The organism is Stenotrophomonas sp. C9D9, assembly GCF_056491205.1.
The window spans coordinates 2,008,657-2,034,795 of record NZ_JBSZIF010000004.1; the positions used below are offsets into that span (position 1 = coordinate 2,008,657).

At 65.4% G+C, this 26,139-nt stretch carries 23 protein-coding genes and 1 pseudogene; 15 read left to right on the forward strand and 9 right to left on the reverse strand.

The genetic code is table 11. The annotated features are described in order from the left end of the window. Positions 1 to 4: 4 nt before the first annotated feature. On the reverse strand, positions 5 to 640 hold the full coding sequence (locus ACXI0D_RS14630; RefSeq protein ID WP_014038574.1) for an OmpW/AlkL family protein: 636 nt from the start codon (positions 638 to 640) through the stop codon (positions 5 to 7). A 186-nt stretch (positions 641 to 826) separates the two neighbouring features. On the opposite strand from ACXI0D_RS14630, the gene ACXI0D_RS14635 reads away from it, so the two are divergent. From ACXI0D_RS14635 to lpdA, 3 genes are all read left to right on the forward strand, one after another. Beyond that, entirely contained in the window at positions 827 to 1,342 is a 516-nt protein-coding gene (locus tag ACXI0D_RS14635; RefSeq protein ID WP_479642725.1) for a DNA-deoxyinosine glycosylase, read from the forward strand. A gap of 167 nt (positions 1,343 to 1,509) precedes the next feature. Further along, positions 1,510 to 3,213 carry a dihydrolipoyllysine-residue acetyltransferase gene (gene aceF / locus ACXI0D_RS14640; protein ID WP_101766121.1) on the forward strand — a complete coding sequence of 568 codons (1,704 nt, stop codon included), beginning with the start codon at positions 1,510 to 1,512 and terminating at the stop codon, positions 3,211 to 3,213. A gap of 107 nt (positions 3,214 to 3,320) precedes the next feature. Beyond that, positions 3,321 to 5,108 carry a dihydrolipoyl dehydrogenase gene (gene lpdA / locus ACXI0D_RS14645; RefSeq protein ID WP_119006801.1) on the forward strand — a complete coding sequence of 596 codons (1,788 nt, stop codon included), beginning with the start codon at positions 3,321 to 3,323 and terminating at the stop codon, positions 5,106 to 5,108. 445 nt (positions 5,109 to 5,553) lie between these two features. On the opposite strand, the gene ACXI0D_RS14650 is transcribed toward lpdA, so the two are convergent. Further along, positions 5,554 to 6,372: a hypothetical protein gene (locus ACXI0D_RS14650; RefSeq protein WP_049445989.1), complete on the reverse strand. Its 819-nt coding sequence runs from the start codon at positions 6,370 to 6,372 to the stop codon at positions 5,554 to 5,556. Positions 6,373 to 6,830: 458 nt separating this feature from the next. Between ACXI0D_RS14650 and ACXI0D_RS14655 the strand changes: the two genes are divergently transcribed. From ACXI0D_RS14655 to ACXI0D_RS14695, 9 genes are all read left to right on the forward strand, one after another. Further along, positions 6,831 to 7,196 (forward strand): hypothetical protein, encoded by a 366-nt coding sequence (locus ACXI0D_RS14655; protein ID WP_014648497.1) that lies wholly within the window; start codon positions 6,831 to 6,833, stop codon positions 7,194 to 7,196. Between the two features lie 31 nt (positions 7,197 to 7,227). Next, a complete protein-coding gene (gene atpB, locus ACXI0D_RS14660) occupies positions 7,228 to 8,028 on the forward strand; it encodes a F0F1 ATP synthase subunit A (RefSeq protein WP_014038569.1) in 801 nt (266 codons plus the stop codon). 73 nt (positions 8,029 to 8,101) lie between these two features. Further along, positions 8,102 to 8,407 carry a F0F1 ATP synthase subunit C gene (gene atpE / locus ACXI0D_RS14665; RefSeq protein ID WP_005411133.1) on the forward strand — a complete coding sequence of 102 codons (306 nt, stop codon included), beginning with the start codon at positions 8,102 to 8,104 and terminating at the stop codon, positions 8,405 to 8,407. A gap of 106 nt (positions 8,408 to 8,513) precedes the next feature. Continuing rightward, on the forward strand, positions 8,514 to 8,984 hold the full coding sequence (locus ACXI0D_RS14670; RefSeq protein WP_005419512.1) for a F0F1 ATP synthase subunit B: 471 nt from the start codon (positions 8,514 to 8,516) through the stop codon (positions 8,982 to 8,984). Between the two features lie 2 nt (positions 8,985 to 8,986). Beyond that, positions 8,987 to 9,514: a F0F1 ATP synthase subunit delta gene (locus ACXI0D_RS14675; protein ID WP_032129048.1), complete on the forward strand. Its 528-nt coding sequence runs from the start codon at positions 8,987 to 8,989 to the stop codon at positions 9,512 to 9,514. Between the two features lie 44 nt (positions 9,515 to 9,558). Then, positions 9,559 to 11,106, forward strand: a complete 1,548-nt coding sequence (atpA, locus tag ACXI0D_RS14680; RefSeq protein WP_014038567.1) for a F0F1 ATP synthase subunit alpha — start codon at positions 9,559 to 9,561, stop codon at positions 11,104 to 11,106. 83 nt (positions 11,107 to 11,189) lie between these two features. Beyond that, the gene (gene atpG / locus ACXI0D_RS14685; RefSeq protein ID WP_005411129.1) at positions 11,190 to 12,053 is read left to right on the forward strand and encodes a F0F1 ATP synthase subunit gamma; all 864 of its coding nucleotides are present in this window, start codon (positions 11,190 to 11,192) and stop codon (positions 12,051 to 12,053) included. Between the two features lie 37 nt (positions 12,054 to 12,090). After that, positions 12,091 to 13,497, forward strand: coding sequence for a F0F1 ATP synthase subunit beta (atpD, locus tag ACXI0D_RS14690; RefSeq protein WP_010481327.1), 1,407 nt, complete (start codon positions 12,091 to 12,093; stop codon positions 13,495 to 13,497). A 113-nt stretch (positions 13,498 to 13,610) separates the two neighbouring features. After that, positions 13,611 to 14,033, forward strand: a complete 423-nt coding sequence (locus tag ACXI0D_RS14695; RefSeq protein WP_005419509.1) for a F0F1 ATP synthase subunit epsilon — start codon at positions 13,611 to 13,613, stop codon at positions 14,031 to 14,033. A 124-nt stretch (positions 14,034 to 14,157) separates the two neighbouring features. Here the strand turns inward: ACXI0D_RS14695 and ACXI0D_RS14700 are convergent, their stop codons facing one another. Next, positions 14,158 to 14,541 (reverse strand): GtrA family protein, encoded by a 384-nt coding sequence (locus ACXI0D_RS14700; protein WP_119006799.1) that lies wholly within the window; start codon positions 14,539 to 14,541, stop codon positions 14,158 to 14,160. A gap of 83 nt (positions 14,542 to 14,624) precedes the next feature. On the opposite strand from ACXI0D_RS14700, the gene glmU reads away from it, so the two are divergent. Together glmU and ACXI0D_RS14710 are read left to right on the forward strand one after the other, a co-directional pair. Further along, entirely contained in the window at positions 14,625 to 15,992 is a 1,368-nt protein-coding gene (gene glmU / locus ACXI0D_RS14705) for a bifunctional UDP-N-acetylglucosamine diphosphorylase/glucosamine-1-phosphate N-acetyltransferase GlmU (RefSeq protein ID WP_049445924.1), read from the forward strand. Next, positions 15,961 to 16,494, forward strand: a complete 534-nt coding sequence (locus ACXI0D_RS14710; RefSeq protein WP_049445926.1) for a GNAT family N-acetyltransferase — start codon at positions 15,961 to 15,963, stop codon at positions 16,492 to 16,494. The genes glmU and ACXI0D_RS14710 overlap by 32 nt, the downstream gene beginning before the upstream one ends. Positions 16,495 to 16,550: 56 nt before the next feature. Here the strand turns inward: ACXI0D_RS14710 and ACXI0D_RS14715 are convergent, their stop codons facing one another. From ACXI0D_RS14715 to ACXI0D_RS14740, 6 genes and pseudogenes are all read right to left on the reverse strand, one after another. Next, the gene (locus ACXI0D_RS14715) at positions 16,551 to 17,903 is read right to left on the reverse strand and encodes a sensor histidine kinase (protein ID WP_119006798.1); all 1,353 of its coding nucleotides are present in this window, start codon (positions 17,901 to 17,903) and stop codon (positions 16,551 to 16,553) included. Beyond that, positions 17,900 to 19,246 carry a sigma-54-dependent transcriptional regulator gene (locus tag ACXI0D_RS14720; protein ID WP_101766117.1) on the reverse strand — a complete coding sequence of 449 codons (1,347 nt, stop codon included), beginning with the start codon at positions 19,244 to 19,246 and terminating at the stop codon, positions 17,900 to 17,902. Before ACXI0D_RS14720 ends, ACXI0D_RS14715 begins: the two co-directional genes overlap by 4 nt. A gap of 180 nt (positions 19,247 to 19,426) precedes the next feature. Then, entirely contained in the window at positions 19,427 to 20,641 is a 1,215-nt protein-coding gene (locus ACXI0D_RS14725; protein ID WP_101766116.1) for an ABC transporter permease, read from the reverse strand. A gap of 21 nt (positions 20,642 to 20,662) precedes the next feature. Further along, positions 20,663 to 21,964 (reverse strand): ABC transporter permease, encoded by a 1,302-nt coding sequence (locus tag ACXI0D_RS14730; protein WP_049445932.1) that lies wholly within the window; start codon positions 21,962 to 21,964, stop codon positions 20,663 to 20,665. A 10-nt stretch (positions 21,965 to 21,974) separates the two neighbouring features. Then, a pseudogene (locus ACXI0D_RS14735) lies at positions 21,975 to 22,696 on the reverse strand (ABC transporter ATP-binding protein). Between the two features lie 28 nt (positions 22,697 to 22,724). Next, positions 22,725 to 24,002, reverse strand: coding sequence for an efflux RND transporter periplasmic adaptor subunit (locus ACXI0D_RS14740; protein ID WP_049445934.1), 1,278 nt, complete (start codon positions 24,000 to 24,002; stop codon positions 22,725 to 22,727). Between the two features lie 203 nt (positions 24,003 to 24,205). On the opposite strand from ACXI0D_RS14740, the gene glmS reads away from it, so the two are divergent. Continuing rightward, complete coding sequence (gene glmS, locus ACXI0D_RS14745; RefSeq protein WP_049445935.1) at positions 24,206 to 26,044, forward strand: glutamine--fructose-6-phosphate transaminase (isomerizing); 1,839 nt, start codon at positions 24,206 to 24,208, stop codon at positions 26,042 to 26,044. Positions 26,045 to 26,139 lie beyond the last annotated feature (95 nt).

Below are 26,139 nucleotides of genomic sequence, written 5' to 3' on the forward strand. Positions count from 1 at the left end.
TGGATCAGAAGCGGGCGCCGATGCCGAAGCCGACGGTCCACGGATCCATCTTGGCTTCGCCGATCTTCTCGCCGCCAACCTTGATGTCCGGGCGGGCGCGCATGTAGCGGGCGTCAGCACGGGCGAACCAGGTGGAGTTGATGTTCATGTCGACGCCGACGGTGCCGATCACGCCCTTGGCATCCTTGAAGCGGATGTCGGTGTCAGCGCCGTTGCCCAGCTTCTCGTTGCTGAAGCTCGACTGGTAGTAGCCGACGCCCACGAACGGGCGGAACACGTTGTCAGCCTGGCCGAAGTGGTACTGGCCGCTCAGCGCGACCGGCTGCTGCTCGACCGAACCCAGGCGGGCGTTGTTCGGGCCCTTGAACTTGTTGTCGAACTTGTCGGCAGCGCCCCACAGCTCAACGGCCCAGTTGTCGTTGATGTAGTAGCTGAAGCTGACGGTCGGCGCCGGGCCACCGTCGGTCTTCTTCACGCCGGTGATCGGGTCGTTCTTCGGCTGCAGCAGCGAGATGCCGCCAACAACGGCAAAATGCTTGCCCGAAGCGGTATCGGTGGTGCTGCTGTCCTGGGCGAAAGCGGCCGGCGCGAAGGCGGCGGAGGTCAGCAGGGCGAGACTCAGGATACGGATGGAGCGCATGGGGGTATCTCCTAATGTTTCTTGTTTTGGGCCCCCGGTTGCGGGGCGAGCACACCGTAGTCGCCCCAACATGAATCGAATCCGACGCACGTTAAAAAATAGTTTTCCTTGTTCAGCGACGGGTGCGGAATGCCTGTATTCATGGGGTTTTTGGCCGTCGCTGACATTCATGCAGTTGGAGAAGATGTGAGCACAGCAACGTTGTGCATTGGCCTGCAAGCGCAGGTGAACGTGGCATGCCGGGTACTGCTGCTGGGCTCGATGCCAGGCGTGGCATCCCTGCAGGAGCAGCGCTACTACGCGCATCCGCGCAACCGCTTCTGGCCGCTGATGGCCGATATCTGCGGTTTCGACGCGGGTCTGCCCTATGCGCAACGGCTGCAGGCGTTGAACGCCGCGGGCATCGGCCTGTGGGATGTGATCGGGCGCTGCGAGCGACGCGGCAGCCTGGATGCCGACATCGTGCGTGGTACGGAAGTGGCCAATGCACTGCCAGAACTGATCGCCACGCTGCCTGAGCTGACGCTGATCGGCTGCAATGGCGGTGCGTCACTGCAGGCATTCCAGCGCTGGGTGCTGCCGCGGCTGGAGGCCCCGCCGAAGGTGCTCGCGTTGCCGTCGACCAGCCCGGCCAATGCGGCGTGGTCGTTGCCGCGCATGCGCCAGGCGTGGCAGCCGGTGGCCGACGCGCGGGCGACATGAAGCGGACATCGTCCGGACAATACGCTACCGACTGGTCGCAGCCACGACCCATGGGCAACAGCCTGTCCCGGCTGCGTGCGTACTGAAAACACCTGTAACGGTTGGCGCTGGACCCCGCTGGCCGCACAATAGACGTTTCCCTACACCAGATTGCCGGAGTTATCCCCATGGCCGAAATCAAGGAAGCACTTGTCCCCGATATCGGTGACTACAGCGATATCCCGGTAATCGAGGTGCTTGTCGCCGTCGGCGACACGGTCAAGAAGGACCAGGGCCTGGTGACGCTGGAAAGCGACAAGGCGACCATGGAAGTGCCGTCCTCGGTGGCCGGCGTGGTCAAGGAGCTCAAGGTCAAGGTGGGCGACAGCCTGTCCGAAGGCAAGGTCGTGGCACTGATCGAAGTGGCCGAAGGCGAAGCCGAAGCTGCCAAGCCGGCCGCTGCCGCACCGGCACCGGCCAAGGCCGCTGCACCGGCTGCCGCCACCCAGAGCGCGCCGGCCCCGGCCGCAGCTGCACCGGCCGCCCCGGCTGCCAGCGGTGGCGCGGTTGAAGCGCTGGTGCCGGACATCGGCGACTACGCCGGCATTCCGGTCATCGAAGTGCTGGTCGCCGTGGGCGACACGGTCAAGAAGGACCAGGGCCTGGTCACGCTGGAAAGCGACAAGGCCACCATGGAAGTGCCGTCCTCGGTGGCCGGCGTGGTCAAGGAGATCAAGGTCAAGGTCGGCGACAACCTGTCGCAGGGCAACGTGGTTGCCATCATCGAAGCCGAGGGCGCTGCCGCGCCGGCACCGGCCAAGGCCGCTGCGCCCGCTCCGGCGGTTGCAACGCAGGCCCCGCAGGCCGCTGCTCCGGTTGCCGCCGCCGCTCCGGTTGCTGCCGCGCCGTCGGCCGGTACGCCGAGCAGCCCGCCGGTGCAGTTCAACGCCGATGGCGTGCTGCCGGCCAAGGTGCCGTACGCCACCCCGGCGGTGCGCGTGTTCGCCCGCGAGCTGGGCGTGGACCTGCTGCAGATCAACGGCACCGAGAAGGGTGGCCGCATCACCAAGGGTGACGTGCAGAAGTTCGTCAAGGCCGCGCTCAGCGGTGGCGTGCCGGCAGCTGCCGGTGGCGCCGTCGCCGCCGGTGGTGGCCTGAACCTGCTGCCGTGGCCGAAGGTCGACTTCAGCAAGTTCGGCGAGACCGAAGTCCAGCCGCTGTCGCGCATCAAGAAGATCTCGGGTGCGAACCTGGCCCGCAACTGGGCCATGATCCCGCACGTCACCCAGTTCGAGCAGGCCGACATCACCGACCTGGAAGGCCTGCGCGTGGCGCTGAACAAGGAGAACGAGAAGGCCGGCATCAAGCTGACCATGCTTGCCTTCCTGATCAAGGCCAGCGCCGCGGCGCTGAAGAAGTTCCCGGAATTCAACGCCTCGCTCGATGCCAGCGGTGAAAACCTGACCCTGAAGAAGTACTTCCACATCGGCTTTGCCGCCGACACGCCGAACGGTCTGGTCGTGCCGGTCATCCGCGACGTGGACAAGAAGGGCGTGGTGCAGATCGCGCAGGAAACCGGCGAACTGGCCAAGAAGGCACGCGACGGCAAGCTGGGCCCGGCCGACATGAGCGGCGGCTGCTTCTCGATCAGCTCGCTGGGCGGCATCGGCGGCACCGCGTTCACCCCGATCGTCAACGCACCGGAAGTGGCCATCCTCGGCGTCTCCAAGTCGTCCATCCAGCCGGTCTGGAACGGCAAGGAATTCGCACCGAAGCTGATGCTGCCGCTGTCGCTGAGCTACGACCACCGCGTCATCGACGGCGCCCTGGCCGCACGCTTCACCACGTACCTGTCGCAGGTACTGGCCGACATGCGCCGCGTGCTGCTGTAAGGCACCGCTTCGCCCCCACCGTGCGGCCGCAGCCCCTGGCGCGGCCGCGTGAACAGATGCAGTGACAGCCCACCGGCACCGCCGGGCGGGCACGAGGAAAACCCACCATGGCCACGATTGAAGTCAAGGTTCCCGACATCGGCGATTACAGCGATGTGCCGGTGATCGAAGTGTTGGTCGCCGTCGGCGATACGGTGAAGAAGGATCAGGGTCTGGTGACCCTGGAGTCGGACAAGGCCACCCTGGAAGTGCCGTCTTCGGCCGCCGGTGTGGTCAAGGAAATCAAGGTCAAGCTGGGCGACACCCTGTCCGAAGGCGCCGTGGTCGTGGTGCTGGACGCTGAAGGCGCCGCCGAAGCCCCGGCCAAGGCCGCCGCGCCGGCCAGCAAGCCGCCAGTGACTCCGTCGCACCGCGCCCCGGCCGAACCGGCTGCGCCGAAGCCGGCGCTGTCCAGTGGCAAGCCGGCCGACATCGAATGCGAGATGGTCGTGCTGGGCTCCGGCCCGGGCGGCTACACCGCCGCCTTCCGCGCCGCCGACGTCGGCCTGGATACGGTGCTGGTCGAGCGCTACGCCAGCCTCGGCGGCGTCTGCCTCAACGTGGGCTGCATTCCGTCCAAGGCCCTGCTGCACGCCGCAGCGGTGATCGACGAAGTGGCCCATGCCGGTGATTTCGGCGTCGAGTTCGGCAAGCCGACCATCACCCTGGACAAGCTGCGCGAGTACAAGGAAAAAGTCGTCAACCAGCTGACCAAGGGCCTGGCCGGCATGGCAAAGCAGCGCAAGGTCCGCAACGTGCAGGGCGTCGGCAGGTTTGTTTCGGCCAACGAGCTGGAAATCACTGCTGCTGACGGCAGCACCCAGCTGCTGCGCTTCCAGAAGTGCATCATCGCCGCCGGTTCGCAGGCGGTGAAGCTGCCGAACTTCCCGTGGGACGACAAGCGCGTGATGGATTCCACCGACGCGCTGGAGCTGGCCGAAGTGCCGGGCTCGCTGCTGGTTGTCGGCGGCGGCATCATCGGCCTGGAAATGGCCACCGTGTACGGTGCGCTGGGCAGCAAGGTCACCGTGGTCGAGTTCATGGACCAGCTGATGCCGGGCGCCGACAAGGACCTGGTCAAGCCGCTGGCCGACCGCCTGAAGAAGCAGGGCATCGACGTGCACCTGAAGACCAAGGCCTCGGGCGTCACCGCCGATGCCAAGGGCATCACCGTGACCTTCGAAGCCGCCGAGGAAGGCCAGGCGCCTGCGCTGGCGCAGGGCACCTTCGACCGCGTGCTGGTGGCCGTGGGCCGCTCGCCGAACGGCAAGAAGATTGATGCAGAAAAGGCCGGCGTGCAGGTCACCGAGCGTGGCTTCATCCCGGTCGATCGCCAGATGCGCACCAACGTGCCGCACATCTTTGCCATCGGCGACATCGTCGGCAACCCGATGCTGGCGCACAAGGCCACGCACGAAGGCAAGCTGGCTGCTGAAGTGGCCGCTGGCCACAAGAAGGAATGGGTTGCCCGTGTGATTCCGTCGGTGGCCTACACCAACCCGGAAATCGCCTGGGTCGGTGTGACCGAGACCGAAGCCAAGGCCAAGGGCCTGAAGGTCGGCGTGGCCAAGTTCCCGTGGGCCGCCAGTGGACGCGCGATCGGCATCGGCCGCACCGAGGGCTTCACCAAGCTGATCTTCGACGAAGAGACCCACCGCATCATCGGTGGTGCGATCGTCGGCGTGCATGCCGGTGACCTGCTGGCCGAGATCGGCCTGGCGATCGAGATGGGTGCGGAAGCCGAGGACATCGGCCACACCATCCACGCCCACCCGACGCTGAGCGAATCGGTGGCGATGGCCTCGGAAATCTACGACGGCACGATCACCGATCTGTACATGCCGAAGAAGAAGTAAGGCGCCCGCGCCGTTCCGAACGAAAAGCCCTGGCCTCTGCCGGGGCTTTTTTTCTTCGATCAGTGCTGCAGCAAAGGGTGGGGCCGCTGCGCGGGTGGCGGGCATTTCGACAAATGTCCCCCGTCGCCCGCCTGTGGCGGTCGCCTCCTCCTTTACTTTGTCGAAATGCCCGCCACCCACGCAGCGACTCGGCTTGCGGATAGTCGAGAGCCATTGCCTGGGCCGCGTGGACGCCTGACACGCGGAGGGAGCGGGGGCTGTGTGCGAAGTAAAGGAGGAGGTGTCGGCCGCAGGCCAGCGCCGGGGGACATTCGCACGCAGCCCCCGCTCTCTCCAGCGCTCGACCAACCCGCTTCTGCTCTCCTGTCAGGAACCCACAAAAAACGCGGCCCCGATGTTCCGGAGGCCGCGCCAGGAGAGAGGATGCCGTGGAAGGGGCGGGGGATCAGAACACGAAGCTGATACCGGCCACCGGGCCCTTGAATTCCTGCTTCAGGCCGACAGTGCCGTCGCTGCCCTTCTTGTCCACGTCCAGCTTGAACCAGTCGTAGCCGGCGAACACACCGAAGTTCTTGGTGAAGCGGTAATCGACGATGGCATTGGCGCGGCTCAGGTCGCCCTTGTAGTCATCGAAGCTGCCCCAACGCGTGTTCAGGTACTGGCCCTGCAGCGTGATCATCCAGCGCTCGCCCGGGGTGAAGGTCATGCGCGCACCCACCACCGGCGCGATGCCGTCAGCCTTCTCGTTGAGGAACTGGCCTTCGTAGACGGTGCCCAGGTCGGCGTAGCCCTTGGTGCTGACCTTGGCGTACTCGCCACCGATCTGCAGGCCGAGGTCGAAGGTGTCGGTATCGACGACCGAGTAATCGTAGACCAGGCTGGCCACCTGGTACTTCAGTTCACCCTTCACGAAGCTGCCGGCCGGCACGTTCTCACCGCCGAAGGAAATGCCCTGGTCGAGGGTCTCGCGGCGGTCCTTGTCGTACTTGAAGTAGTTGAACAGCAGGCGCTGGCGATTGCTGATGCGGAACATGCCATCGATGCGCGGCTCCCATTCCTTGCCCCCCAGCTTGAAGTCCTGGTTCAGGGAGACATCCTGGCCAGCCACATTGGTCTTGCCGCGGATCGTGTTGTCCGAATCGATGTTCATCGCACCCAGGCGGATGGCGAAGCGGTCATCGCCTTCGGCGGCATGGGCGGCAGTGGCGAACGAAGCACCGGCGGCGAGCAGGGAGAGGGCGAGCAGGGTGGGTACGGAGCGCATCGAAGAGTCCTTGCAGTGGTTCATCAGAATGAAAACCACTGTGCCGGACAGGCACGTCCACCATCCGTGAACGTATGGTCCACGAGGTGTGCACGGTTCAGCGCTGTCGCGACGATGCAAAAAGATGGCCCCGGAGCCGGGCTTCGGGGCCATCGTGGGACCTGCGGGGCGGAGCGTCGACGAGGTTGCTGCAGGCAGGTCGCAAGATCGGACCGGCGCATCCGGCGAAAGTTCCGCGCCTGCGACCAAAGTTCAATACTGCGGTGCAGCATCACGCGGACGTCATTGTCCCCTGGGTGGCACGCAAAAATGTAACCGTTACCGCAACTTGCGGCTTCCCGGGATGAACAGGCAGCGGTTGTCTCGCAAATTGTCCCATTGCTATAATTTGGCGGCTCGATGAGGCCCCCCTGCTGTAGCCGCCTCAGCCCTCCACTTGCAACCACGCGGGACGTCCTGTGCTGAACTCCGTTGATGCGGGTCGGCGACTGATGCTGCGCGCCGCGGTCTACCCGCTGGCCGCGGTCGCTGTCCTGGCCCTGGCCTTCCTGCTGGTGGGTCCGAAATATGCCCTCGGCGCGCTGGCGTCCGGTGTGGCCATTTCGGCCGGTGGCTGGGTTGCGGCACGGATGGCACTGGGTGGTGGTGCGGTGGCCGCAGGATCGGCGATGGCTCGCCTGATCATTGCGATCGTAGCCAAGTGGGTCGTGGTTTTCGGCGTCCTGCTGGTGGGGTTCCTGGTCTTCAAGCTGCCTGCATTGGCGCTGTTGGCCGGTATCGCCGTCGGCTTGATGTTCCAGGTCCTGGCCATGGCCAGGCGTTGACAGAATTCAATTAACTGAAGGTTCCGGACACATGGCGGGCGAGGCTCTAACCCCTACCAGCTACATCCAGCATCACCTGCACAACCTGACCGCACCGGTCGGCAAGGGTGAGGGTATGTTCTGGCATATCCACGTCGATACCTTCCTCACCGCTGTCCTGATGGGCCTGGTGATCGTTGTCGCGTTCTGGCTGGGGACCCGCAAGGCCACTGCTGGCGTGCCGGGCAAGTGGCAGGCCTTCGTCGAGATCTGCCTGGAGTTCGTCGACCGCCAGGCCAAGGACACCTACCACGGCAAGAGCAAGCTGGTCACGCCGATCGCCATCACGATCTTCTTCTGGATCCTGTTGATGAATCTGCTGAAGATGATCCCGGCTGATTTCATCGCCAAGCCGCTGGAATGGGTGGGCGTTCACTACTGGAAGCCGGTCCCGACCGCTGACGTCAACGCCACCCTCGGCATGGCCATCAGCGTGTTCTTCCTGATGCTGTTCTTCGCGCTCAAGTCCAAGGGCCTGGTCGGCTTCGTCAAGGAATTCCTGACGGCCCCGTTCGGCAAGTGGATGATGCCGTTCAACCTGATCCTCAACATCGTCGAGTGGCTGAGCAAGCCGATCTCGCTGGCGATGCGACTGTTCGGCAACATGTTCGGCGGCGAAATCGTGTTCCTGCTGATCTGGGTGCTGGGTGGTGCCGGTTTCTTCGGTGCCATCGCAGGTGGTGTGTTCGGCCTTGGCTGGATGCTGTTCCACCTGCTGGTGATCCCGCTGCAGGCCTTCATCTTCATGATGCTGTCGATCGTGTACCTGAGCCTGTCGGAAGACGCTCACTGAGTTTCAAGCTTCAACGCGTTTCAACCTTCATCCGTTTCATCACCCTTAGCAACTTAAGTTCCTGGAGATAACCATGTACTTCGCCGTCCTGACCAACTTCGCGCAGATTCAGAGCTCCACCGCCCTTGCCGTCGGCATCATGATCGGCCTGGCCGCGCTGGGCGCCGGTCTGGGTCTGGCCATCATGGCTGGTAAGTTCCTGGAGTCGGCCGCCCGCCAGCCGGAACTGATCCCGGTCCTGCAGGTCCGCATGTTCATCACCGCCGGCCTGATCGACGCCGCGTTCATCATCTCGGTCGCCGTTGGCCTGCTGCTGGCCTTCGCCAACCCGCTGTCGGCTGCCTTTGCTGGCGCCGTCACCAAGGCTCTGGCCGGCTGATACAGCGGTTTGAGACGACCGGGTGCTGATGCACCCGGTTTCGGATGAAGGCCGGATGCGCCGCTACGGCGGCGCGTCCACCCCGAAACCAGCGATCGAGCTAACCATGAATATCAATTTCACCCTTCTTGCGCAGGCGCTGGCCTTCGCTGGTCTGATCTGGATCATCGCGACCAAGATCTGGCCGCCGCTGATGAACGCGATCGAAGAGCGCCAGCAGAAGATTGCTGAAGGCCTCGCTGCTGCTGACCGCAGCCAGAAAGATCTGGCCCAGGCGCAGGAGAAGGTCAACGAAGCGCTGAAGGAAGCCCGCACCAAGGCTAACGAGATCATCGATCAGGCCCACGCGCGTGCCAACCAGATCGTTGATGCTGCCCGTAACGAAGCGATCACCGAAGCCACCCGTCAGAAGGAACTGGCCCAGGCTGAAATCGACGCCGCCGCCAACCGTGCCCGTGAAGATCTGCGCAAGCAGGTGTCCGCGCTGGCCGTGACCGGTGCCGAAAAGCTGCTCAAGCGCGAAATCGACGCCAACGCCCACAAGGCGCTGCTCGACGAGCTGGCCTCGGAGATCTAAGGATGAGCCAGGCCCTCACGCTTGCCCGCCCGTACGCCCGCGCCGCGTTCGCGACCGCGCGCGACGAAGGCGCGTTCGCGCCGTGGTCGGACGCCCTGGCGTTCTCCGCCCACGTCGCCGCCGACCCGCGCGTGGCGGCCCTGCTCGCCAACCCGGAGCTGGGTCGTGACGACGCCGTCGCCCTGCTGGCGCCGGTGTCCCACGGCGAGACCTACTCGCGCTTCCTGGCCATCCTGGCCGAATCGCATCGTCTGCCGCTGCTGCCGGAAATCTCCGGCATGTTCGACGCCCTGCGCGCCGAAGCCGAGCACGTGGTCAAGGCCACGGTGACCTCGGCTTCCGAGCTGTCGGCCGGCGAGCTGGACGCGATCAAGGTTGCGCTGCGCAAGCGCTTCAACCGCGAGGTCGACGTGACCACCGCGGTCGATGCTTCGCTGATCGGCGGCGCCGTGATCGACGCCGGCGACGTGGTCATCGATGGTTCGCTGAAGGGCAAGCTGGCCCGTCTGCAGACCGCGCTCGCTAACTGAATTCATTTAACGTCCGGCCCCGCTGCCGGCACTAGGACTTGACGATGGCAACCACGCTCAACCCCTCCGAAATCAGCGAACTGATCAAGAACCGCATCGAGAAGGTCAAGCTGGCCGCGGAATCGCGCAACGAAGGCACCGTGACCAGCGTGTCCGACGGCATCGTGCGCATCTTCGGTCTGGCCGACGTGATGCAGGGCGAAATGATCGAACTGCCGAACAACACCTTCGCACTTGCCCTGAACCTGGAGCGCGACTCGGTCGGCGCCGTGGTCCTGGGTGACTACGAGAACCTGCGCGAAGGCGACGTCGCCAAGACCACCGGCCGCATCCTGGAAGTGCCGGTCGGTCCGGAACTGCTGGGCCGCGTCGTGAACGCGCTGGGCGAGCCGATCGACGGCAAGGGCCCGCTGGGCACCGACCTGACCGCTCCGGTGGAGCGCGTTGCTCCGGGCGTGATCTGGCGCAAGTCGGTCGACCAGCCGGTGCAGACCGGTTACAAGTCGGTCGACTCGATGATCCCGATCGGCCGTGGCCAGCGCGAGCTGATCATCGGTGACCGCCAGACCGGCAAGACCGCCATGGCGATCGATGCGGTGATCAACCAGAAGGGCACCGGCATCAAGTGCGTGTACGTTGCGATTGGCCAGAAGGCCTCGACCATCGCCAACATCGTGCGCAAGCTGGAAGAGAACGGCGCGCTGGCCCACACCATCGTGGTGGCCGCGACCGCTTCCGAATCGGCTGCCATGCAGTACATCAGCGCCTACTCGGGCTGCACCATGGGTGAGTACTTCATGGACCGCGGCGAAGACGCGCTGATCGTGTACGACGATCTGTCCAAGCAGGCCGTCGCCTACCGCCAGATCTCGCTGCTGCTGAAGCGTCCGCCGGGCCGTGAAGCCTACCCGGGTGACGTGTTCTACCTGCACTCGCGTCTGCTGGAACGCGCTGCCCGCGTGTCCGAGGAATACGTCGAGAAGTTCACCGAAGGCAAGGTCACCGGCAAGACCGGTTCGCTGACCGCGCTGCCGATCATCGAAACCCAGGCCGGCGACGTGTCCGCCTTCGTTCCGACCAACGTGATCTCGATCACCGACGGCCAGATCTTCCTGGAAACCGACCTGTTCAACGCCGGCATCCGCCCGGCCGTGAACGCCGGTATCTCGGTGTCGCGCGTCGGTGGCTCGGCCCAGACCAAGATCATCAAGAAGCTGTCGGGCGGCATCCGTATCTCGCTGGCCCAGTACCGCGAGCTGGCTGCGTTCGCGCAGTTCGCCTCGGACCTGGACGAAGCGACCCGCAAGCAGCTGGAGCGTGGCCAGCGCGTCACCGAGCTGATGAAGCAGAAGCAGTACGCGCCGATGTCGATCGCCAACCAGGCGCTGTCGATCTACGCCGTCAACGAGGGTTACCTCGACGACGTGCCGGTCAACAAGCTGCTGGCGTTCGAAGAAGGCCTGCACGCCCACTTCGCCAACACCCAGGGCGAGCTGATCAGCAAGGTCAACGCCACCGGCGGTTGGGACAACGACATCGAAGGTGCCTTCAAGAAGGGCATCGCCGAGTTCAAGACCACCGGCAGCTGGTAATCCAGCGCTCGTAGAGCGGGGCTCGCCCCGCTCAAACGGTTGAACAACGCGGGGCATCAGCCCCGCGCCACGGGAAACAAGAGATGGCAAGCGGACGCGAAATCAAAACCAAGATCAAGAGCGTGCAGAACACCCGCAAGGTGACGCGCGCCCTGGAAATGGTCTCGGCCTCCAAGATCCGCAAGGCGCAGGATCGGATGAAGACCTCGCGTCCGTACGCGCAGGCGATGAAGCAGGTGATCGGCCACCTGGCCCAGGCCAGTACCGATTACCAGCATCCGTTCCTGGTCGAGCGCGAACAGGTCAAGCGGGTCGGTTTCATCGTGATCTCCTCCGATCGCGGCCTGGCCGGCGGCCTGAACAACAACCTGTTCCGCAAGATGCTGGGCGAAGCCAAGGCATGGCAGGACAAGGGTGCCGAAGTGGACCTGGTGACCATCGGCCAGAAGGCTTCGACCTTCTTCCGCCGCGTGAAGGTCAACATGGTCGGCAGCGTGACCCACATCGGCGACGTGCCGAAGCTGGAATCGCTGATCGGTGTGATCAAGGTCATGCTCGACGCCTTCACCGAAGGCAAGATCGACCGCGTGTACCTGGTCTACAACCGCTTCGTGAACACCATGGTGCAGAAGGCCAGCTTCGATCAGCTGCTGCCGCTGCCGCCGGCTGAGAAGCAGGTCGCTCACCACGACTGGGACTACCTGTACGAACCCGATGCCGCGACCGTGCTCGAGCACGTGATGACGCGTTACATCGAGTCGCTGGTGTACCAGGCACTGCTGGAAAACGTCGCCTCCGAGCATGCGGCACGCATGGTTGCGATGAAGGCGGCGAGCGACAACGCCAACAAGCTGATCGGCACCCTGCAGCTCGTCTACAACAAGGCGCGCCAGGCAGCGATCACCCAGGAAATCTCCGAAATCGTCGGCGGCGCGGCAGCAGTCTGACCGCGTTCGTTCAAAGCACACATTAGAGGATGCAGCAATGAGTCAGGGCAAGATCGTTCAGATCATCGGCGCGGTCGTCGACGTCGAATTCCCGCGTGAGTCGGTGCCGAAGGTGTACGACGCACTGAAGGTCGACAACACCGAAATCACCCTCGAAGTCCAGCAGCAGCTGGGCGACGGCGTGGTGCGTACCATCGCCCTCGGTTCCACCGACGGCCTGAAGCGCAACCTGGTTGCCACCAACACCAACCGCGGCATCTCCGTGCCGGTCGGTGCTGGCACCCTGGGCCGCATCATGGACGTGCTCGGCCGTCCGATCGACGAAGCCGGCCCGGTGGCGGCCAGCGACAGCTGGGAAATCCACCGTGCGGCCCCGTCGTACGAAGACCAGTCCCCGGCCACCGAGCTGCTGGAAACCGGCATCAAGGTCATCGACCTGATGTGCCCGTTCGCCAAGGGCGGCAAGGTCGGCCTGTTCGGCGGCGCCGGCGTCGGCAAGACCGTCAACATGATGGAACTGATCAACAACATCGCCAAGGCGCACAGCGGTCTGTCCGTGTTCGCCGGCGTGGGTGAGCGTACCCGTGAGGGCAACGACTTCTACCACGAAATGAAGGACTCCAACGTCCTGGACAAGGTGGCGATGGTGTACGGCCAGATGAACGAGCCGCCGGGCAACCGTCTGCGCGTCGCCCTGACCGGCCTGACCATGGCCGAGTACTTCCGCGACGAGAAGGACGAAAACGGCAAGGGTAAGGACGTCCTGCTGTTCGTCGACAACATCTACCGCTACACCCTGGCCGGTACCGAAGTGTCGGCACTGCTGGGCCGCATGCCGTCCGCCGTGGGTTACCAGCCGACCCTGGCCGAGGAAATGGGCGTTCTGCAGGAGCGCATCACCTCGACCAAGAACGGTTCGATCACCTCGATCCAGGCCGTCTACGTTCCCGCGGACGACCTGACCGACCCGTCGCCGGCGACCACCTTCGCCCACCTGGACTCGACCGTGACCCTGTCGCGTTCGATCGCCTCGCTGGGTATCTACCCGGCCGTCGATCCGCTGGACTCCACCAGCCGCCAGATGGACCCGCTGGTCATCGGCCACGAGCACTACGACACCGCCCAGCGCGTCCAGCAGACCCTGCAGAAGTACAAGGAACTGAAGGACATCATCGCGATCCTGGGCATGGACGAGCTGTCCGAAGAGGACAAGCAGGCCGTGTCGCGCGCCCGTAAGATCGAGCGCTTCTTCAGCCAGCCGTTCCACGTGGCCGAAGTGTTCACCGGTTCGCCGGGCAAGTACGTGCCGCTGAAGGACACCATCCGTGGCTTCAAGGCCATCGTCGATGGCGAGTACGACCACCTGCCGGAGCAGGCGTTCTACATGGTCGGCGGCATCGAAGAAGCGGTCGAGAAGGCCAAGAAGATGGCCGAGAAGGCCTGATCCGGGACGGGCGGGAGCGATCCTGCCCGACCTGACGCCGGCGCCGGGCAACCGCCCGCGCCGGTGGACCCCCACGGTGGCATTGCGCCGCCGCGAACAGCGAAGAGATTTGCATGAGCACGATCCGTTGCGACATCGTCAGCGCCGAGCAGGAAATCTTCCGTGGCGAAGCGACCCTGGTCGTGGCCACCGGTGAGCTGGGCGAACTGGGCATCGCGCCCAAGCACGCGCCGCTGATCACCCGCCTGAAGCCGGGCAAGGTGGTGGTGACCACGCCGAACGGCGAGCAGCTGGATTTCGCCATTTCCGGCGGTATCCTGGAAGTGCAGCCGCAGGTAGTGACCGTGCTGGCCGACACCGCGATCCGCGCGCAGGACATCGACGAAGCCTCGGTCCGCAAGGCCAAGGAAGAAGCCGAGCGCATCCTGGCCAACCGCGGCGAAGCGATGGAAGTGGCCGAAGCCCAGCAGAAGCTGGCTGAAGCCGTCGTCCAGCTGCAGGCGCTGGAGCGCCTGCGCAAGAATCTCAAGCACTGAGGTTCGCGCTGCACCCACGAGAACGCCGGCCCTGTGCCGGCGTTTTTGTTTGGAGAGTGTGGCTGGGCCGATCGGGTAGCGTCGACCTTCAGCCGACGCTACCGGTCCCGATCCCGACGTCGTATCAGCGGTACACCACGTAGCGCATCAACAGGAACGACACGCACGCCAGCCCGCCTTCCACCAGCGGCTTGGCCAGCCACGTGTACTGCAGGCCCAGCGCCTGGTCGACCAGGCTGACCAGCAGCGTGCTAGCCGCCGTCAGCAGCAGCCACAGCCCGAAGAAGCGTGCAAAGCGCTTCCATCCAAGCTTGCGGGTGCCGGCCTCGGCAAAGGTGTAGCGGCCGTTGAGCCAGAAGCCCAGCAGCATGCCGGCCAGGCGACCGGCGATGTTGGCTGGCGCCACCGGCATGCCCAGCGCGGTGGTGACCACGAACACCAGCCAATCGACCAGCAGCTGCACGAGCCCGATCGCGAGATAGGCGCTTCCCTGGCGGACGAGGCTCATCGGCATGGTGAAGGAGGAGGGATGCCCATGTTAACGGCCCACGCTCTAGAATCATCGGCAACGAACCACGGACTGCCGCTCCCATGACCCAAGCCCTGCACGTCATCATCCTCGCCGCCGGCGCCGGCAAGCGCATGAAGTCGGTGCTGCCGAAGGTGCTGCAGCCGATCGCCGGCCAACCGATGCTGGCGCACGTGATCGATGCGGCCCGCGAGCTGCAGCCGGCGGCCATCCACGTGGTTTACGGCCATGGTGGCGAGGCGGTGCGTCAGTACTTCGCCGACCAGCCCGATCTGCAATGGGCCGAGCAGGCACAGCAGCTCGGTACCGGGCACGCCGTCGCACAGGCGATGCCGCAGGTTCCCGATGCTGCGCAGGTACTGGTGCTGTACGGCGATGTGCCGCTGATCCGCGCGCAGACCCTGCGCGACCTGCTGGCGCAGCCGGGGCGATTGGCGGTGCTGGTGGCCGACGTCGATGACCCGACCGGTTACGGCCGCGTGCTGCGTGATGCGGAGGGCAAGGTGGGCTCGATCGTCGAGCAGAAGGACGCCACCGATGACCAGCTGCGCGTGCGCACGATCAACACCGGCATCATCGCCGCAGAATCGACCGCGCTGCGCCGCTGGCTGTCGCAGCTCTCCAACAGCAACGCGCAGGGCGAGTACTACCTCACCGATGTGTTCGCGTTCGCCGCGCACGAGTACACCCCGGCCGAGATGGCGCTGGTGGCCGACGCGCAGGAAGCCGAGGGGGCAAACGATCCCTGGCAGCTGTCGCAGCTGGAGCGCGCCTGGCAGCGCCGTGCGGTGCGTGCGCTGTGCGCACAGGGCGCACGCGTGCGCGACCCGGCACGACTGGATATCCGTGGCACCGTTACCGTGGGCAGCGACGTGCTGATCGATGTCGATGTCGTCCTTGAAGGCAACATCGTGCTCGGTGACGGCGTCACCATTGGTCCGTTCAACCGGCTGAAGGACGTCACTCTCGGCCCGGGCACCGAAGTACGCGCGCATTGTGATCTGGAAGGCGTGGTCACCGAAGGCGCGGCACTGGTCGGTCCGTTCGCGCGCCTGCGCCCAGGTACCGTGCTGGCCGATGGCGTGCACGTCGGCAACTTCGTCGAGACCAAGAAGGTCACCCTCGGTGTCGGCAGCAAGGCCAATCACCTCACCTATCTGGGTGATGCGGTGATCGGCAGCAGGGTGAACATCGGTGCCGGCACCATCACCTGCAACTACGACGGCGTGAACAAGTCGACCACCACCATCGGCGACAACGCGTTCATCGGCTCCAACAGCTCGCTGGTGGCACCGCTGACGATCGGCGAGGGCGCGACCATCGCCGCCGGCTCGGTCATCACCCGCACCGCTCCGGACGGCAAGTTGACACTGGCACGTGCACGACAGGAAACCATCGATGGCTGGAAGCGCCCGGTCAAGAAGCCCTGAACCACGCCTTCCGCACGCCGACGAGCTTGGCGTGCTGCCGGCGATCGAACAGCGTGCCGGTGAGCTGCTGAAGGGCCACGAAGCCTATCCGGTGTTCGCCGGCCACGGCCTGGACCTGCTGACCCTGCAGGACGGCCTTCAGCGTGGCCAGCTGTGGGTAGTCGATGCCGCTGATGGTGGCGTTGCGGGTTACCTGCTGGCTGGCGAACTGTGCGGTGAGTTCCATGTGCTGCAGATGGACGTGGACCCGGCGCATGCGCGTCGTGGCCACGGCCGTGCATTGCTGCGCCATGCCTTGGCGCAGGCCAGGGCTGCCGGCTTTGCTGCAGCGGTGCTGACCACCTTGAGCGATGTGCCGTGGAATGCAGCCTTCTATGCCAGCGAAGGGTTCGACGTAGTGCCTGAGGCGGAGTGGAACGACGGTCTGCGCGCAGTCATGGCCGAAGAGGCCGCGCTCGGCTTTCCGATGCACCTGCGGGTAGTGATGCGGCGCGTCTGGTAGGTGCCGACCTTGGTCGGCACAGCCACGCATGGCGTGGCTCTACCCGATCGGCCCGCTCAGCCCACCGGCAACAGGATCGACACGCACAACCCGCCATCACCGCGGTTCTGCAGCGACACGCGGCCACCGTGCGCTTCCACGATCTCGCGGGTCAGTGCCAGTCCCAGGCCGGTGCCATTGCGCTTGGTCGAATAGAACGGCATCAGTGCGTTCTGCAGCACCTGCTCGTTCATGCCCTTGCCGCGGTCCAGTACATCCAGGCGCAGCCACTGCGGCAGCCGCGTCAGTTGCACCTGCACGTCATCGTTGGGCGGATCGGCCTCGGCGCAGGCTTCATGCGCGTTCTTCAGAAGATTCAGCAGTGCCTGCCCGAACTGCGCGATGTCGATGCGGCTGCTCAGTTCCTCGTCCGGTTCGCGATCCATGGTGAACGGGATCTGCTGGCGCAGGCTGGACAGGAAGGGTGCCCAGTGCACGGTCTGCAGTTGCGGCTGCGGCAGCTTGGCAAAGCGCGCATAGCCACGGATGAAGCCTTCCAGGTGGCGTGCGCGGTCTTCGATGGTGGTGAAGATCTCGGGCAGCCGATCGAAGCGCTCGCGCTGCACCAGCACGCCACCGGAGTGGGCCAGCGAGGCGATCGGCGCCAGTGAGTTGTTGAGCTCGTGGCTGATCACCCGGATCACCTTCTTCCACGTCTGCACTTCCTGGCGGCGCAGTTCGGCGGTGAGCAGGCGTACCAGCAGCAGGTCGTGCGGACGGCCGTTGAGCTGGAAGGCGCGGCGCGACAGGTGATAGACCTGCTCGTCATCCTCGTCGCCGTCCTCGCCCTCGGCATGCACCGCGAACAGGCTGTCGCCGCCACGGGCGATGGCATCGCGCAGCTCCACCGGCACCTGTTCCAGCACCTCTTCCAGGCGCTGGCCCTCCAGCTTCCAGCCACCATGCAGCAGCTTGCGTGCGGCCAGGTTGGAGAACACCACGCGGGCGATGCCATCGCCGCCGGAAGCAATCAGCAGCATCGCCACCGGTGTGTTCTGCACCATGGTGTCCAGCAGCAGTTCGCGCTGCACCAGGCCCTGCCGCTGCTCGCGCAGTACATCGCCCAGTTCGCGGTGCGCCTGCACCAGGTCGCCCAGTTCGTCGTTGCCCGGCCAGTACACGCCGAAGTTGTACTCGCCGTCGCGGTAGCTGCTGGTGGTGCCGGACAGTGCACGCATCAGCGAGCGCACCGGTGCGGTGGCGCGGAGCAGGGTCCACCACATCAGTGCCAGCAGGATCACCGCCGACACCGTGGTCACCACCCAGCCATGGTCCATCCAGTACGCCAGCAGCCACGGCAAGGCGGCGGCCAGCGCCAGCACCGGCAGCAGGCGCAGGAACAGGCGGAAGGTGAACGAGCGCCGCTTCATTCGCGTGGGATGCCGTGCCGGTCCATGCGCCGGTACAGCGCCTGGCGGCTCAGGCCGAGTTCGGCGGCGGCCTGGGCGATGACGCCGTGGTTGCGCGCCAGCACATCCTCGATGCGCGCACGGTCTGGATCATTGCCGGCGCTCGGTGCCGGGCGCGGTGCAGGTGAAGCACGCGGCAGGTTCAGATCGGCCACTTCGATGTGGTTGCCGGTCGCCAGCAGCTCGGCACGCTGGATCACGTTGCGCAGTTCGCGCACGTTGCCCGGCCACGGGTGCCGTTGCAGGGCCGCGGTTGCAGCATTGGAAAGTGGCTTGCCGGCCGTCAGGAAGCGCTCGGCCAGCGGCACGATGTCGCCCGGGCGCTCGGCCAACGGTGGCAGTACCAGTTCCACCGTATTGAGGCGGTAATACAGGTCTTCGCGGAAGGTGCCGTCGCGGATCATCGCCGGCAGGTCGGCATTGGTCGCGCTGACCACGCGGACTTTGACCTGGCGTTCGCGATTGGAGCCCAGGCGCTCGAAACGACCGGTTTCCAGCACGCGCAACAGCTTCATCTGACCGCCCAGCGACAGGTTGCCGATCTCATCCAGGAACAGCGTGCCTCCGTCGGCAGCTTCGAATTTGCCCTCGCGCGCCTTGCTGGCGCCGGTATACGCGCCTGCTTCGGCACCGAACAGTTCGGCCTCGATCAGTTCCGAGGGCAGGGCGCCACAATTGACTGTGATGAACGAACCCTTGGCCACCAGCGAGTTGGCCTGGATGATCTGCGCGATCTTCTCCTTGCCAGCACCGTTGGGGCCGGTGATCAGCACCGGCAGTTCGGAGCGCGCGACCTGGCAGGCGAGTGCGATGACGCGCTCGCTGGCCGGATCGGCGAACACCGCACCGCACAGCTCGTACTTCTCTTCCAGCGCATTGCGCTGGCGCAGCTCGCGGCTGCGTCGGCGGTCCAGTTCGCGCCGTGCCTCGGACAACTCCAGCAGGTTGTTGACCGTGGTCAGCAGCTTGCGGTCGTCCCAGGGCTTGGCCAGGTAGTCGGCGGCACCGGCCTTGACCAGGTCCACCGCGCTGCTCAGGTGCGTCCAGGCGGTCAGCAGGATCACCGGCAGGTCCGGGTGGCGCGCACGGATCTGTGCGAAGAGGACTTCGCCTTCCTCGCCGGAGGTGGTGTCCTCGCTGAAGTTCATGTCCTGGATCACCAGGTCGACCGGCTGCGACTCGAGCAGGGCCAGCCCCTCGGCCGGGCTCTGCGCCTGCAGGGTGTCGATATCGTGCAGGGAGAACAGCACGTCCAGCGCGGTACCCACACTGGCGTTGTCGTCGATGATCAGGATCGAAGGCATCAAGCGGTTCTGCAGAAAGGGATGGGCGGCGCCGATGGAGCCGTGTTCGTGTCCATACGCCGGGAGAGCCCGGCGCCACCCACCAAGCATAGCCAAACCCGTGGCGGCGCAGGGGCCGCCCTCGGGGGGGAGTCTTGTAAGCCGGGCCGGCAGCGCGGCCCGGCCGGGACGGGCGTGGCCTCAGCTGCCCCGCGTGGCGACAGCTGGCGGCACCGCGGCGGCGCGGCGGGCTGGGCCGAACACCGCAATCTGGCCCAGTGCCCACAGCAGCAGCGCGCCCAGCGGCAGGTACAGCAGCGGCATGCGCGGTAGCTCGTACATGTTCATCAACGCCAGGTTGATCGCATAGGCGGCGAGCATGCCCAGCACGATACCCAGCGTGGCCAGCAGGAAGTTCTCGGTCTGGAAGTAGCGCAGGATCTGCCCGCGGGTGGCACCGAGTGCGCGGCGGATGCCGATCTGCTTGCTGCGCTGCTGTACCCAGAAGCTGGCCAGGCCGATGATGCCCAGTGCCGTGACCACCAGCAGCGAGATGCACACGGTGATCAGCAGCCCGACCATGGCCCTGTCGTTCTTGAAGTAGTCATTGCGCTGCGCCTCATAGGTCAGCTTTTCACGCACCAGCCGGTTGGGGTCGTTGCGTTCAAGCGCGGCGATCGCACCCTTGAGCACTTCCTCGCGCCGTTCCGGAGCGGTGCGCAGGACGTACGGACCCTGGGTGAAGTCAGTCCGCACAGGCAGCACGATCGACAGCGTGGTGTTGTTGTTGTAATCGGTGGGGGTGGCCAATGAAGCGACGATGCCCACCACGTGCAGTGGCTGCTTGCCCATGTAGAACGTTTTCCCCAGCGCATTCTCACCGGGGTACAGCTTGTCGGCGAGCGTGCGACTGATGATCACCGAGGAGGCGGTGTTGGTTGAAGCGTTTTTCTGTGCGTCCTCGAAGTTGCTGTATTCACTGGACTGGAAGTCACGGCCGGCGGTCAGCTGCAGCCCGAGCGTGGGCAGTCCGCCTTCGCCAAACATGTACATGGTGACGAAGGCGGTCGGGCGTTCCTGCTCCTGCTTCAGCGAAACACTGGTATTGGAGGAGTTTGGGCGGAACGGAAGCTGGTTGACCTTGGCCGCAGCGGTCACCCCGGAAACTGCGCGCAGGGCGGACAGGTCTTCCTGGGTGCGGGCCTGGCCATTGGTCTGCTTGCCGATGCCGCTGACGCGGACGAACACCAGCTCGCTTTCGGCCAGGCCGCTGGTCTGGCTGATCCGTTCAACGCGCTGGGTGACCAGGAACAGGGCATTGCAGACGATGGCGCAGGTCAGGGCGACTTCCAGCACGATCAGGGCGGCGGCCGTCTTGTGACGGCGCAGGGTGCTGAGGATGGGGCGGATATCCATGGGAGGTCCTCGTACTCGTGCTTACTGCGACTTGAGCTGGATGGCCGGGGTAACCTGCATCGCGCGCCAGGCGGGCAGGAAACCGGCGGCGAGGCTGGCGCACAGGGTCAGGCCGATGGCCAGCAGAAGCATGCTGCCGTCCAGGTGGGCCAGGTTCGCGTAGTCCACGGGTTGCTGGCGTACCGCATACAGGCCGAGCAGGGCCAGGCCGATGCCGAGCACGCCGCCGGCAGCGCCGACCGCACCGGCTTCAACCAGGCATTGCAGGAAGATCTGCCCACGGCTGGCACCGAGGGCACGGCGCACGCCGATCTCGCCACTGCGACGCAGGAACTTCGCCAGCAGCAGGCCCACCGTGTTGACCAGGCAGACGCCGAGGAAGCCCAATGCCAGCCACATCTGCAGGCGCACGTCGCTGGGCACGGCGTTCTTGAACGTCAACCACTCCATCACCGGGCGCAGCCGCACGTTGGTGGGACGCTCGAAACGGCCCGCCGCGCGCTGCTGGTCCGAGTAGTTGACCAGGTAGCTGCGATAGTCCTCGACCTTGGCCGGGTCAAGTTCCACCCAATACTGGATCCAGCTGCAGGGTGCGCTGATCGAGTTGCTGCTGCCATCCGGATTCTCGCCGAAGCAGTTCATGTTGCCGTTGCTGCCGAACTCCAGGTCCATCGCAGTGGAGAACGGCACCAGCAGGTCTTCATCCTTGCCGTAGTTGCCGGTGGTCAGATCGAAGAAGTGGGGTTCGGGGTTCCACTTCTTCATCACGCCGATCACCCGGAGTGAGTGGCCACTCAGGCGGATCTCGCGACCCGTGCTGTCCGCACCCTGGAACAGCTTGTCGTTGATCGCTTTCGACAGCACCACCACGCGGCTGCGGCTGTCATCGTCGCTGCTGCTCCAGGCGCGCCCGTACTGCATCGGCACGTCGAACATCGGGAAGAAATCAGCCGACGTCCAGCGCGTATCCACCGAGAACGGCTTGAGCGTGCTGAGCTCCGGTTCCACCGTGCCGCCGCCCGCACTCATCATCGCCTGGCGGACGCCGCGCTTCTCGCGCAGCAGGGTCTCGGCATCGCGCCGGGTCATCTGTTCCTCAGGCTCCTCACCCGGGGTGTAGCCGCCACGCGGGCGCGGCTCGACCTGCACATAGAACAGCTGGTCGCTCTTGCCGGGAATCGGGTCGCCGGACAGGACGTGGAACACCGTCAGCGTGGTCATCGAGGCGCCGATGCCCAGCGCGATGGCGACCACCATCAGCGCGGTCAGGATCTTGTTGCGGCGGAAGCTGCGTACCGCCAATCGGGCGTAGTAGGCGAACATGGGAGTGACCTCACTCGTTGACGGCGACGATGTGGCGCGGCGTGGCCAGCACCGGCTCGCGCACCAGGTCGGTAACCTGGCCGTCGACGATGTGTACGTTGCGCTGCGCGCGCGCGGCCAGTTCCGGGTCGTGGGTGACCATCACGATGGTGGTGCCAGCGGCATTGATCTCCTCCAGCAGTTCCATCACGCCGCGCGCCATCTGCGTATCCAGGTTGCCGGTCGGTTCGTCGGCCAGCAGCAGGCGCGGGCTGCCGGCCAGCGCACGCGCGATCGCCGCACGCTGCTGCTGGCCGCCCGACAGTTCATTCGGATAGTGCTTCATGCGCGAGCCCAGGCCGACCTGGGTCAGCGCCTTCTCGATGCGTTCGCGGCGCTCGTTGGCGCTCATCTTCCGATAGCGCAGCGGCACGTCGACGTTGTCGAACAGGTTCAGGTCGGGGATCAGGTTGAAGCCCTGGAAGATGAAGCCGATCTTCTGGTTGCGCAGGCGGCTGCGGGCGTCATCGCCCAGCGTGCTCACGTCCTGGCCGTCAAGCATGTAGGTGCCGCTGGTGAAGGTTTCCAGCAGGCCGGCGATGTTGAGGAAGGTGGTCTTGCCGGAGCCGGACGACCGGTGACGGCGACGAACTCGCCTTCCTTGACCTGCAGTTCCAGTGAGCGCAACGCGTGGGTTTCCACCTGTTCGGTGCGGAAGACCTTGGCGACCGAACGCATTTCGAGCATGTACATGGGGTGTCCTCTCTCCAGGATTCAGGTATCAGTTGACGGAGACGCGTTCGGCGTCCTTGAACAGGTCGCTGCCGGAGACCACGATGCGGTCGCCCGGCTGCACACCCGACTTGATTTCCACTTCGCCCAGGCTGCTGACGCCCAGTTCCACCGGACGCCGCACTGCGGTGCGGCCATCCATCACGTAGGCCACGCCATTGCCCTGTTCGACGAACGGGCCGCGCTCGACCTTCAGCACGTCCTTGCGGGTATCGAGCAGCACGCGCACCGACATCCGCTGGCTCTGGCGCAGGCCCTCCGGCTGCTCACTGGCGAAGCGCACGCGGGCATTGACCTCGCCGTTGACCACTTCCGGCGACACCGCGCTGATCTCGCCCGGGAACGGCTTGCCGTTGCCGCCGGTCAGCTGCGCCGGCATGCCGATCGCCAGGTCACGGGCGAAGCTTTCCGGCACCTTGATCTCGACCTCGAACTTGGACAGGTCGACCACGCCCAGCACCGGCGCATTGGCGGCCAGGTTGGTGGACTGGATGGCCTGCACCTGGCCGACCTGGCCGTCGAAGGGTGCGCGCAGGGTCAGTGCATCGACCTGGCGCTGTACTTCAGCCACCACGGCCTTCTGGCGGTCGGCCAGCAGGCGCTTGTTGCGGGCATCCAGGTCCGCGCCCTGGCTCTGCAGTCGCGCATCGGTGGTGGCGTTGACCAGAGTGATGTCGGCCTTCTTCAGGGAGTCCTTGGCCTTGGCCAGGTCGATCTGCGGCACCGCACCGCCGTCGTAGCCGCGCTGGTAGCGCTGCAGGTCGCGGTCGGCGGCCTGCCGTTCGATCGTGGCCTGGTCGGTTTCCTTGCGCGACTTGGCCCGGGCCAGGGTGGCATCCAGCGCGGCACGGCTGGCCTCGGCTTCCAGGCCGGCCAGGGTGGCCTGTTCCTGGGCCAGCTTGCTGCGCAGTTCCGGGCTGTCGATGATCGCCAGTTCCTGGCCCTTCTTGACCACGTCACCGGCGACCACCTTCAGGTCCACGGTACCGGCCGAGATGGCGTACAGGATCGGGCTGTTGGCGGCGATCACCCGGCCGTCGGCGGCGATGTCACGGACCAGGTCGCCACGCTTCACTTCGGCGATGCGCACGCGGCTGCTGTCGAAGGAGCGGCTGGCGTTGGACCACGCGTGCACGGCCCAGCCGATGCCGGCCAGCAGCACGATGGCGCCCACTGCCGGCCAGCGGTAACGCTGCCAGTTGGCGCGGGTGGCGCCGGCCGGGGCGGAGGAAACGATCTGGTCCTGTGCGGAAGTGTCGCGGATCATCGGGTGCGTGCCTGACGGTGGTAGTTATTACCAAGCATGTAGCGTGCCAACTTTATTTCCTTTCAGGTCAATGGGTTGGGTGGGGCGCTCAAGTGTCCGGGTGTCCGCGGACACCTTTCCGGACACTTTCATTAAGCGGACAGGAGGGGGAAGCCGGACACGCGGGCTAGAATGCGCCGATCGTCTTCAAGGAAACGCGTGACATGTGTGGAATCGTGGGTGCAATCGCCGATCGCGACGTAGTGCCGGTGCTGATCGAGGGCCTGAAGCGGCTTGAGTACCGTGGTTACGACTCCTCGGGCATCGCGGTGATCGACCATGCCGAGCGCCCCGAAGTACGTCGCGTCCGTCGTACCGGCCGCGTATCGGAAATGGCGATGGCAGCCGAAGCCGAAGGCTTCAATGCGGTGCTGGGCATTGGCCATACCCGCTGGGCCACCCATGGGGGCGTCACCGAGGCCAACGCGCATCCGCACATCAGCCAGGGCGTTGCGCTGGTGCACAACGGCATCATCGAGAACCACGAAGAGCAGCGCGAGAAGCTGCGTGCGATGGGCTACACCTTCGAGTCGCAGACCGATACCGAAGTCATCGCGCACCTGATCCACCATCACCTGAAGGGCGGCGACGACCTGCTGGTGGCGCTGCAGCACACGGTGAAGGAGCTGACCGGCGCCTACGCGCTGGCCGTGGTCAGCCGCGCCGAGCCGGAGCGCTTCGTCTGCGCGCGCATGGGCTGCCCGCTGCTGATCGGCCTGGGCGAGGGCGAGAACTTCGTCGCTTCCGACGTCTCGGCGGTGATCTCGGCCACCCGCAAGGTGATCTTCCTGGAAGAGGGCGACACCGCCGAGATCCGTCGCGATGGCGTGCGCATCTTCGACGAGCATGACCAGCCGATCGAGCGCGACGTGCATCTGTCCGATGTGTCGCTGGCTTCGCTGGAGCTGGGTCCGTACCGCCACTTCATGCAGAAGGAAATCCACGAGCAGCCGCGCGCGCTGGGCGATACCATCGAGGCGGCGATCGACGCCGGTGGCTTCCCGGCCGAACTGTTCGGCAAGAACGCCGAAGCGGTGCTGTCGGGCATCGAGGGCGTGCAGATCATTGCCTGTGGTACCAGCTATTACTCCGGTCTGACCGCGCGCTACTGGATCGAAGCCATCGCCGGCCTGCCGTGCAGTGTGGAAATCGCCAGTGAGTACCGCTACCGCGCCGCGTATGCCAACCCGAAGCACCTGATCGTCACCATTTCCCAGTCCGGCGAAACGCTGGATACGATGGAAGCGTTGAAGTACGCCAAGTCGCTTGGCCACAAGCACACGCTGTCGATCTGCAACGTGCCGGAAAGCGCGATTCCGCGCGCCAGCGAGCTGGTCTGCTACACCCGTGCCGGCGCCGAGATCGGCGTGGCGTCGACCAAGGCCTTCACCACCCAGCTGGCCGCACTGTTCCAGCTGACCGTGGTGCTGGGCAAGCTGCATGGCCGCATCGACGCGGCGCAGGAAGCGGACTACCTGGAGCAGCTGCGCTTCCTGCCGGGCAGCGTGCAGCACGCACTGAACATGGAACCGCAGATCGCCGCCTGGGCCGAGCGTTTCGCGCGCAAGAGCAGCGCGCTGTTCCTCGGTCGTGGCCTGCATTACCCGATCGCGCTGGAAGGCTCGCTCAAGCTCAAGGAGATCTCCTACATCCACGCCGAGGCCTACCCGGCGGGTGAGCTGAAGCACGGCCCGCTGGCGCTGGTGGACGAGGACATGCCGGTGGTGGTGATCGCCCCCAACGACAGCCTGCTGGAGAAGGTGAAGTCGAACATGCAGGAAGTGCGCGCCCGTGGTGGCGAGCTGTTCGTGTTTGCCGACCAGGACAGCAACTTCAACGAGTCCGAAGGCGTGCACGTGATCCGCACGCCGCGCCATGCCGGCGTGCTCAGCCCGATCGTGCACACCATTCCGGTGCAGCTGCTGGCCTACCACACCGCGCTGGCGCGCGGCACCGACGTGGACAAGCCGCGTAACCTGGCCAAGAGCGTGACGGTGGAGTAAGACGCCACGCGGGCATCGGCAACTGCGCAGGCTTCCAGGAGCCTGCGCAGGTACAGGGTGGAAGCCGGCTACGGTGATCAATGAAGGCACGGTGC

What these genes read in the sequence shown, in the direction of transcription:
- ACXI0D_RS14700 (WP_119006799.1), bottom strand. Translation starts at nt 14,541, where the DNA reads ATGAGCCTCGTCCGCCAGGGAAGCGCCTATCTCGCGATCGGGCTCGTG.
- lpdA (WP_119006801.1), top strand. Translation starts at nt 3,321, where the DNA reads ATGGCCACGATTGAAGTCAAGGTTCCCGACATCGGCGATTACAGCGAT.
- ACXI0D_RS14670 (WP_005419512.1), top strand. Translation starts at nt 8,514, where the DNA reads ATGAATATCAATTTCACCCTTCTTGCGCAGGCGCTGGCCTTCGCTGGT.
- atpE (WP_005411133.1), top strand. Translation starts at nt 8,102, where the DNA reads ATGTACTTCGCCGTCCTGACCAACTTCGCGCAGATTCAGAGCTCCACC.
- ACXI0D_RS14710 (WP_049445926.1), top strand. Translation starts at nt 15,961, where the DNA reads ATGGCTGGAAGCGCCCGGTCAAGAAGCCCTGAACCACGCCTTCCGCAC.
- aceF (WP_101766121.1), top strand. Translation starts at nt 1,510, where the DNA reads ATGGCCGAAATCAAGGAAGCACTTGTCCCCGATATCGGTGACTACAGC.
- ACXI0D_RS14650 (WP_049445989.1), bottom strand. Translation starts at nt 6,372, where the DNA reads ATGCGCTCCGTACCCACCCTGCTCGCCCTCTCCCTGCTCGCCGCCGGT.
- ACXI0D_RS14675 (WP_032129048.1), top strand. Translation starts at nt 8,987, where the DNA reads ATGAGCCAGGCCCTCACGCTTGCCCGCCCGTACGCCCGCGCCGCGTTC.
- glmS (WP_049445935.1), top strand. Translation starts at nt 24,206, where the DNA reads ATGTGTGGAATCGTGGGTGCAATCGCCGATCGCGACGTAGTGCCGGTG.
- ACXI0D_RS14695 (WP_005419509.1), top strand. Translation starts at nt 13,611, where the DNA reads ATGAGCACGATCCGTTGCGACATCGTCAGCGCCGAGCAGGAAATCTTC.
- ACXI0D_RS14725 (WP_101766116.1), bottom strand. Translation starts at nt 20,641, where the DNA reads ATGGATATCCGCCCCATCCTCAGCACCCTGCGCCGTCACAAGACGGCC.
- ACXI0D_RS14715 (WP_119006798.1), bottom strand. Translation starts at nt 17,903, where the DNA reads ATGAAGCGGCGCTCGTTCACCTTCCGCCTGTTCCTGCGCCTGCTGCCG.
- atpD (WP_010481327.1), top strand. Translation starts at nt 12,091, where the DNA reads ATGAGTCAGGGCAAGATCGTTCAGATCATCGGCGCGGTCGTCGACGTC.
- glmU (WP_049445924.1), top strand. Translation starts at nt 14,625, where the DNA reads ATGACCCAAGCCCTGCACGTCATCATCCTCGCCGCCGGCGCCGGCAAG.
- ACXI0D_RS14730 (WP_049445932.1), bottom strand. Translation starts at nt 21,964, where the DNA reads ATGTTCGCCTACTACGCCCGATTGGCGGTACGCAGCTTCCGCCGCAAC.
- atpA (WP_014038567.1), top strand. Translation starts at nt 9,559, where the DNA reads ATGGCAACCACGCTCAACCCCTCCGAAATCAGCGAACTGATCAAGAAC.
- atpG (WP_005411129.1), top strand. Translation starts at nt 11,190, where the DNA reads ATGGCAAGCGGACGCGAAATCAAAACCAAGATCAAGAGCGTGCAGAAC.
- atpB (WP_014038569.1), top strand. Translation starts at nt 7,228, where the DNA reads ATGGCGGGCGAGGCTCTAACCCCTACCAGCTACATCCAGCATCACCTG.
- ACXI0D_RS14720 (WP_101766117.1), bottom strand. Translation starts at nt 19,246, where the DNA reads ATGCCTTCGATCCTGATCATCGACGACAACGCCAGTGTGGGTACCGCG.
- ACXI0D_RS14630 (WP_014038574.1), bottom strand. Translation starts at nt 640, where the DNA reads ATGCGCTCCATCCGTATCCTGAGTCTCGCCCTGCTGACCTCCGCCGCC.
- ACXI0D_RS14740 (WP_049445934.1), bottom strand. Translation starts at nt 24,002, where the DNA reads ATGATCCGCGACACTTCCGCACAGGACCAGATCGTTTCCTCCGCCCCG.